General features: G+C 40.0%; 9 protein-coding genes. 3 read left to right on the top strand and 6 right to left on the bottom strand.

What is annotated here, in order from left to right; genetic code table 11:
- Nucleotides 1–175: 175 nt before the first annotated feature.
- The 5 genes from nadE to JOD45_RS08135 form a co-directional block, all read right to left on the bottom strand.
- Nucleotides 176–994: an ammonia-dependent NAD(+) synthetase gene (gene nadE / locus JOD45_RS08155; RefSeq protein WP_205003392.1), complete on the bottom strand. Its 819-nt coding sequence runs from the start codon at nt 992–994 to the stop codon at nt 176–178.
- 12 nt (nt 995–1,006) lie between these two features.
- On the bottom strand, nt 1,007–1,621 hold the full coding sequence (gene nadD, locus JOD45_RS08150; RefSeq protein WP_205003391.1) for a nicotinate (nicotinamide) nucleotide adenylyltransferase: 615 nt from the start codon (nt 1,619–1,621) through the stop codon (nt 1,007–1,009).
- A gap of 83 nt (nt 1,622–1,704) precedes the next feature.
- Nucleotides 1,705–3,174 carry a nicotinate phosphoribosyltransferase gene (locus JOD45_RS08145; protein WP_205003390.1) on the bottom strand — a complete coding sequence of 490 codons (1,470 nt, stop codon included), beginning with the start codon at nt 3,172–3,174 and terminating at the stop codon, nt 1,705–1,707.
- A gap of 15 nt (nt 3,175–3,189) precedes the next feature.
- Nucleotides 3,190–3,738, bottom strand: a complete 549-nt coding sequence (locus tag JOD45_RS08140) for a cysteine hydrolase family protein (protein WP_205003389.1) — start codon at nt 3,736–3,738, stop codon at nt 3,190–3,192.
- Between the two features lie 26 nt (nt 3,739–3,764).
- Nucleotides 3,765–4,538: an NUDIX hydrolase gene (locus JOD45_RS08135; RefSeq protein ID WP_205003388.1), complete on the bottom strand. Its 774-nt coding sequence runs from the start codon at nt 4,536–4,538 to the stop codon at nt 3,765–3,767.
- A 215-nt stretch (nt 4,539–4,753) separates the two neighbouring features.
- Between JOD45_RS08135 and JOD45_RS08130 the strand changes: the two genes are divergently transcribed.
- The 3 genes from JOD45_RS08130 to JOD45_RS08120 all read left to right on the top strand — a co-directional run bounded on the left by JOD45_RS08130 (nt 4,754) and on the right by JOD45_RS08120 (nt 6,052).
- Nucleotides 4,754–5,578 (top strand): aldo/keto reductase, encoded by an 825-nt coding sequence (locus tag JOD45_RS08130; protein WP_380897857.1) that lies wholly within the window; start codon nt 4,754–4,756, stop codon nt 5,576–5,578.
- Between the two features lie 151 nt (nt 5,579–5,729).
- Nucleotides 5,730–5,873, top strand: coding sequence for an acid-soluble spore protein N (gene sspN, locus JOD45_RS08125; protein WP_205003386.1), 144 nt, complete (start codon nt 5,730–5,732; stop codon nt 5,871–5,873).
- An 11-nt stretch (nt 5,874–5,884) separates the two neighbouring features.
- Nucleotides 5,885–6,052, top strand: a complete 168-nt coding sequence (locus JOD45_RS08120; protein WP_205003385.1) for a hypothetical protein — start codon at nt 5,885–5,887, stop codon at nt 6,050–6,052.
- Nucleotides 6,053–6,081: 29 nt separating this feature from the next.
- Here the strand turns inward: JOD45_RS08120 and JOD45_RS08115 are convergent, their stop codons facing one another.
- Nucleotides 6,082–6,963 (bottom strand): LysR family transcriptional regulator, encoded by an 882-nt coding sequence (locus JOD45_RS08115; RefSeq protein ID WP_205003384.1) that lies wholly within the window; start codon nt 6,961–6,963, stop codon nt 6,082–6,084.
- Between the last annotated feature and the right edge of the window lie 64 nt (nt 6,964–7,027).

Raw genomic sequence — 7,027 nt, 5'->3', positions numbered from 1 at the left:
ATATTATTACATCATCAATATAAATCAACGGGATATCAGTTGGGTTAAGGAGTAGAAGCTATTACTCCTACCCCAACATTTGACGTAGAACCAAAAATCAATAGGACATCAGTTAGATTTAGGGCAGGAGCTATGACTCCTGCCCTTACTTTTGAAATAAGCTTGTCTCTTACTCTTACTTCCACCAGCGGTCAAACATTGTCGCGGGCAATTGCCGTTTATGTTCAGAAGCTATGTATCGCTTTTCAATCTTTTCGGCAATGTTTTTGGAAACTTCTTTTCCTTCAAGATAGTTATCAATATCTTCATAAGTGAGGCCAAGTTCAAATTCATCAGTTTGCCCTGGCTTTTCATCCAGGAGGTCAGCAGTAGGCGTTTTTAAATACAAGCTTTCCGGGGCGCCGAGTTCTTGTAACAATGATCGGCCTTGCCTTTTAGTCAGGCCGGACAAAGGCAGGATATCCGCACCGCCGTCGCCGTATTTTGTGAAGAAACCCGTCACTGCTTCTGCGGCATGGTCTGTGCCAATAACGAGCAGGTTATGCTGGCCCCCGATAGCATATTGGGCAATCATTCGCATTCTAGCCTTTACATTGCCCTTATTAAAGTCAGTGAGCTTTTCTTTCATTGCTTCCGGAAAGTACCTTTCAAAAGCATCAACAGGTGAGGCAATATTAAATTCAACTGCTTCGTCTGCCTCTATAAAGCTGAGTGCCTTTTGAGCGTCACTTTCATCATGCTGGGTGCCATATGGAAGACGTACAGCAATAAATTTTGCATCATAACCTTCATTTCTGCATTCTTCAACCGCCAATTGTGCAAGTCTCCCTGCAAGCGTAGAATCTTGCCCCCCGCTGATGCCGAGAACAAATCCTTTTGCTTTTGATTGTTTTAAGTAATCCTTTAAAAATTGAATCCGTTTGCGAATCTCTGCTTTCGGATCAATAGATTTTTGGACGTTTAAAGCTTTCATAATGTCTTCTTGCAGCGACATATTTAAAACCTCCTATTGATATAATGAGTGACTCTTAATATATTCATAACAGGATTCAGGGAGCAGATACCGCGGTTCTCCGCCGCGCGAGAACTCTTCTCGGATGTATGAGGAAGATATCTCCATAGCAAGCCCTTTATCGATGAGATGAAATCTTGTACCGTCATCATGGTTTCTTAACAGCGGTGAATGGGAAATGGTTTTTAACATATCGATGCCATCCCGAGCCATCACAATAAATTTATTATTCGCGATCAGCTCTTCAGCAAATTTCCATTCTCCATTAGCTATATCAACTAATAAATCAGCACCCATGATGAAAAATAGTTCATCTTCTGGATACTCTTTCTTAAAGTGCTCCATTGTATAATAAGTGTAGATTTCCCAAGCGTTTTGATGTAATTCATAGTCATTAGCCGTAAATTTAGGATTATCGGCTATCGCAAGTTTAATCATGTTCCAACGGTGTTCGTCAGCCGTTTTCATTGTTTTATCCGTACGATTGCTTGAGCAAGGCAAGAAGATAACTTTATTTAATTTGCAGCGGTGTGCAATTGTGCTTGCCGTCCACAAATGAACATTCGTAATAGGGTCAAAACTGCTTCCGTATATTCCGATTTTAGCCATTGGACAGTCCCCCTTATTTTAACCTTTTTCTTATCCGGGTCCAATAAATTGCTTTTATATCTGTCTTTTCAACGTGATTGATATCATTTTTGGCTTAACTGTGCGATTTTTTCTTTAACCTCATCAATTTTCTTCATTTTGTTGTCCCAGCATGTTTGGCTTAAATCAACCGGGTATTCTTCTGGATTCAATATTCGTTTGTATTCATCCCATAAAATAGTAAGGTTTTCTTTTACATAGTCTTGAATATCTTGAAGATCCGGACATTCATAGACCAGCTCTCCGTTAGAAAAAATATCTTGATGAAGTTCTCTTGCTTCGAAATCTGTAACGAATTTGCTGATAAAGGTATGAGTAGGGTGAAACATTTTCAGTCGATCTTCTTCCTGAGGTTGTTCATATTCCATTGCAATATAATCGCCCTCGGATTTATCATTATGTGTATTAATAATGCGGTAGACTTTTTTCAGTCCCGGTGTTGAAACCTTTTCCGGATTCGCGCTGATTTTGATAGTATCGGCCATATCGCCATTGTCATCTTCAATCGCTACAAGCTTATAAACGGCGCCAAGAGCCGGCTGATCATAGGCGGTGATTAACTTTGTCCCTACACCCCAAATATCAATTTTGGCGCCTTGGGATTTTAAATGCATAATCGTTTGTTCATCCAAATCATTTGATGCAATAATTTTTGTATCTTTAAAACCAGCCTTATCAAGCATTTTCCTGGCTTCCTTAGACAAATAAGCTAAATCTCCGCTGTCAAGGCGAATCGCTTTGAAATTGATTTTATCTCCAAGTTCTTGAGCAACTTTAATCGCAGCAGGTACGCCGGACTTTAAAGTATCATAAGTATCAACGAGAAAGACACAATCTTTATGGCAGCTGGCATATTTACGGAAGGCTGTATATTCATCCCGATAAACTTGAACCATTGCGTGAGCATGAGTGCCTGATACCGGAATGCCGAACATTTTTCCTGCCCTCACATTAGAAGTGGCATCAAAACCGCCAATGTATGCTGCTCTTGCTCCCCATAAAGCGGCATCCATTTCTTGTGCTCTTCTGGATCCGAATTCAATGGCCATTTGGTCTCCGATAACTTGCTTAATGCGAGAAGCCTTTGTTGCGATGAGCGTTTGATAATTAATGATATTTAGAATCGCTGTTTCAATCAGCTGGGCTTCAACAAGCGGGGCTTCAACACGCAAAATAGGTTCATTGCCGAAAACAAGTTCGCCTTCTTTCATTGAACGGATGGTGCCGGTAAAACGGAGTTCTTTTAAATAATTCAAAAACTCATCGGGATAACCTAATTCATCCCTTAGATATTCAATATCTTCCTCTGTAAAACGCAAATTTTTCAGGTACTCAATAACTCTTTCAAGACCGGCAAAGACGGCATAGCCGTTTTTAAAAGGCAAGCGGCGGAAATAGACTTCAAAGACTGCTTTTCTGTTATGCATATTGTCTGACCAATAGGCCTCTGACATATTGATTTGATAGAGATCAGTATGAAGAGCCGTTCCATCATCTAGATACCTTTTATTCATTGATATACCCCCGATTCATATCACTTTAGCGTTTAAACAATGTTTAAAATGATCTAATGCCCATTGATGGCCTTCCTTGTTAAAGCTTGCGACTGCTTTTTCATGAATAACAATAGAAAAACCTTTATTATAGGCATCAACAGCAGTGTGCAATACACATATATCAGTGCAGCATCCTATGAGGTGAACCTTTGTGATGCCTCTTTCACGTAATTTCATGTCCAAGTCTGTCCCTGCAAAAGCACTGTAACGTGTTTTATCCATCCAGTAAACATTGCTCTTCTCCTTATATTTTCCATATAGTGTGCCCAGCATGCCGTATAATTCCCTGCCTTTTGTGCCTTCAATATTATGCGGCGGGTATAATTTGTTCTCGGGATGATACTTGTCATCTTTCTTATGGCAATCGACAGCAAAGACAACATAATCGCCGCTCTCAATAAATTGCCTCGTAATAGAGGTTATTTCCGTCTCTATTCTTTGTCCTGGTTCGCCGCATGTTAAAGCGCCTTCTTGGTCAATAAAATCATTTGTATAATCAATAACAATTAATGCTTTTTCCATCTTAACCCCTCCAGAAAATGATTAGACTAATAGCGCGCGGTATAAATGGGTTTAACAATATCCATATCGATAAAACGGTACAATTGTGTTGGTTTCTTCGATGTTCTAGTTGTTGTTTGACCTTTGGCTTCTTCTAAAAATGGCAGTGTTTTAATTTTTCGTGCAAATGCCTGGTCACTCGAAATCGCCGGGTCATTGGAGACTGTCAGAAGCACCGCTTGCAATTCAGAATAGGTGAAAAGCTCCGGCAAAAAGTTTTTTGCCGCGGTTGTTTGCAGCAAGTCATTTTTTATCATTTTGAAAGCATCTGAAACAATCATTTTATGATCAAAGGCCAAATCCATTTGCTTAATGTCATTTAATGAAAAAAGTTCAACCTCGGCCGCGTCATCATTCGCTTTTCTATCGGCCAAAAAGTGTTCTGGGACAACGGCATAATGGGCATTTGATATAATCCAGCCGCGGGGATCTCTTCCCGGTGTATCATAAACACCGAAGTGCTTAAGATGGACATGGCGGACACCGGTTTCTTCTTCAAGCTCCCGTTTGGCTGCTTCAAAAGCTGTTTCGTTCGGTTGGACAAACCCTCCAGGCAGCGCCCATTTATTTGCTTCAATATTAGGATTGCATTCTGAATCGGTTTTCGAACGCTTAATAAGCATTAATTTGAGTGTCATTTTGGGCGGCTTATAATTCGCAGTCTGACTGGTAATGGTAAAGACAGCAATATCAGATGTATAACCGTCCGGTGTTTTGTATTTGCTCGGATTATACTGTTTAAGGGCATCCTGGTTTGCCATTGATCTTCCTCCTGCCGTTCATGTTAGTACAAATGCGGAATTAATATTTAACAAAATGTTAATTGTTAAATGCATTATAACCGATTTTGATGATAATTAAAAGATAATTCCCAAAAATTTTTATAAGCATTTTTGAGCAAATGATTCAACAATCATAAGCGAAATTTGATAAGGTTAAACTATCCTTTAGTAACTTTTTAGGAGGGATTCGTGTGATCAAAGGCTTATCCGATCGTGTTGTTTTACATAACGGTGTTGAAATGCCCCGATTCGGGCTGGGGGTCTATAAAGCACAAGAAGGCAAGGAAGTCGTTAATGCGATTAAGGCAGCCGTAAATGCCGGCTACCGAAGCATTGATACAGCGGCTTTTTATCAAAATGAATCAGGCGTTGGCGAAGCGATTAAAGCCGTCGATGTTCCTAGGGAAGAATTATTTATTACGACAAAAGTATGGAATGACAGACAAGGGTATGAATCAACATTGTCTGCGTTTAAAGAAAGCCGTGAAAAGCTCGGCTTAGACTATATTGATCTTTATCTTGTTCATTGGCCTGTGGGAGGCAAATATAAAGAAACTTGGCGCGCGCTTGAAAAACTTTATAAAGAGGGCTACGTTAGGGCGATTGGTGTTTGCAACTTTAAGCCTCATCATTTAAAAGACTTGCTGGCCGATTGTGAATATAAACCTGTCGTTAATCAGATTGAGCTGCATCCGCGGCTGACTCAAGAGGAAACACGCGCTTTTTGTCATGATCATCAAATCAAGATTGAAGCCTGGAGTCCATTGATGAGAGGGCGTATTTTTGATCACCCGGTCTTAACAGACATAGCTAAGAAATACGGCAAGGCACCTGCACAAGTCATTTTGCGGTGGGATTTGCAGCATGACTTCATTACCATTCCAAAATCCGTTCATGAACATCGGATTAAAGAAAATGCGGATATCTTTGATTTTGAATTAACGCAAGGCGAAATGGACCGCATTGATGCCTTAAACAATAATGAACGGACAGGCCCTGATCCTGATGAATTTGTATAATTGATATAAAATCATTTAAGGGTATATATCGTACAAATGAAGGCATTTCCTTCTTATTTTGAAGGGGGTGCCTTTTTAATTTGCAAAAGTTGTGATAAGAATAACGGCAATGAACAAGGTCATATTAAAGAAGAAAGGAGGGACCTGAAAAATGAGCAATCCGAGAAGACATCCGGGACATTTTGCTCCGCATCATCTTGGGGAACAACCAAGAGCTGCTCACAGCAACAAAGGAAAGAAAATGGCCAACAAAACCGATGAAGAACCGAATTATATTCCTCCAAAAGGGAAGTAGGGGGTGAATATATGGATAAGAAGAAACAGCATGAAAAAGAAAAAAATGAACCGACAATGGCCGCTGGCTTAGATGATGATGAAGAGTTAAGCACAAGTGCTTCAGAAGAAGAAGTTGATAAGGGTGAATATACGCGCGTTATTCGGCTGACTGAAGATGCTGATATGGCGCCTGAATAAAACCTAAAGCGTCCGTAATAACGGATGCTTTAGGTTTTAAATGTTTCAATGAATTTTTCAGCAGCTTTTGAAAGATGGTTATCATTGCGCCACATGACAACAGGTTCCGATTGAAGAGATGTTTTGCTCGATAATTCTAAGATGCGCAAATGATGATTATAAGCCATGTGAAATTCAGATTTAGGAATAATTGTGATGCCGACACCCGCAGTCACAAGTGCTATAACGGTTGATACATCAGGGCATTCTGCGATCACGTTTGGCTTGAAACCTGATTCATAACACTCCTTAAAGAGGCTCTCAAACATACTTGTCCCTTTAATTCTTTTGAGCATAAGGATTGGGTAAGGAGCAATGTCTTTTAATTCAATCTTGTTTGAGAGGAAATTGGCCTGCCATTTAGCTGGCACAACAACAATAAAAGGTTCTTTTGGGAGCCTTTTGATTTGAAAATGCTGCGAATCAACGGGAAGCCGTGCAACGGCAACTTCAATATCTCTGTTTTCAAGCAGCTCTTCTAAATAATAAGTATCTCCTTGATAAATTCTGAAATACAGATCGGGGTGGGCCTCCCTTAATTGCTGTATACGATCAGGAATATAGGACATGCATGCAGACGCCGCACCTATCGATAAAGTCCCTCGAACGCCTTCGCCAAGCTCTTGGATCTCGCTTTTTGTCTCGTCCATCAAATTTAATAAATGGACCGCCCGTTGATAAAGAATTTTTCCGGCTTGAGTCAGTTCAAGCTTTTTAGCATGGCGGATGATTAAGGCAGTTCCTAATTCTTTTTCTAAGGCTTTAAGCGATTGGCTGAGCGGCGGCTGCGCCATATGAAGAATTTTGGCTGCCCGTGTAATTTGTCCCTCTTCGACTATTGTTCGAAAATAATGAAGTTGTTTGATATCCATAAAAAGCCACGTCCTGATTTATTTATATATTTTATATATGCAAATATTATTATATAGATATTTT

The sequence above is a fragment of the Scopulibacillus daqui genome (assembly GCF_016908855.1).
In the GTDB taxonomy this organism is placed as follows: Bacteria; Bacillota; Bacilli; order Bacillales; family Sporolactobacillaceae; genus Scopulibacillus_A; species Scopulibacillus_A daqui.
This window is presented reverse-complemented; position numbering and strand designations above follow the sequence as displayed.

Bases quoted from the DNA above. Each gene is read 5' to 3' on its own strand.
- nadE (WP_205003392.1), bottom strand. From the start codon at position 994: ATGTCGCTGCAAGAAGACATTATGAAAGCTTTAAACGTCCAAAAATCT.
- JOD45_RS08120 (WP_205003385.1), top strand. From the start codon at position 5,885: ATGGATAAGAAGAAACAGCATGAAAAAGAAAAAAATGAACCGACAATG.
- JOD45_RS08115 (WP_205003384.1), bottom strand. From the start codon at position 6,963: ATGGATATCAAACAACTTCATTATTTTCGAACAATAGTCGAAGAGGGA.
- JOD45_RS08140 (WP_205003389.1), bottom strand. From the start codon at position 3,738: ATGGAAAAAGCATTAATTGTTATTGATTATACAAATGATTTTATTGAC.
- JOD45_RS08135 (WP_205003388.1), bottom strand. From the start codon at position 4,538: ATGGCAAACCAGGATGCCCTTAAACAGTATAATCCGAGCAAATACAAA.
- sspN (WP_205003386.1), top strand. From the start codon at position 5,730: ATGAGCAATCCGAGAAGACATCCGGGACATTTTGCTCCGCATCATCTT.
- nadD (WP_205003391.1), bottom strand. From the start codon at position 1,621: ATGGCTAAAATCGGAATATACGGAAGCAGTTTTGACCCTATTACGAAT.
- JOD45_RS08145 (WP_205003390.1), bottom strand. From the start codon at position 3,174: ATGAATAAAAGGTATCTAGATGATGGAACGGCTCTTCATACTGATCTC.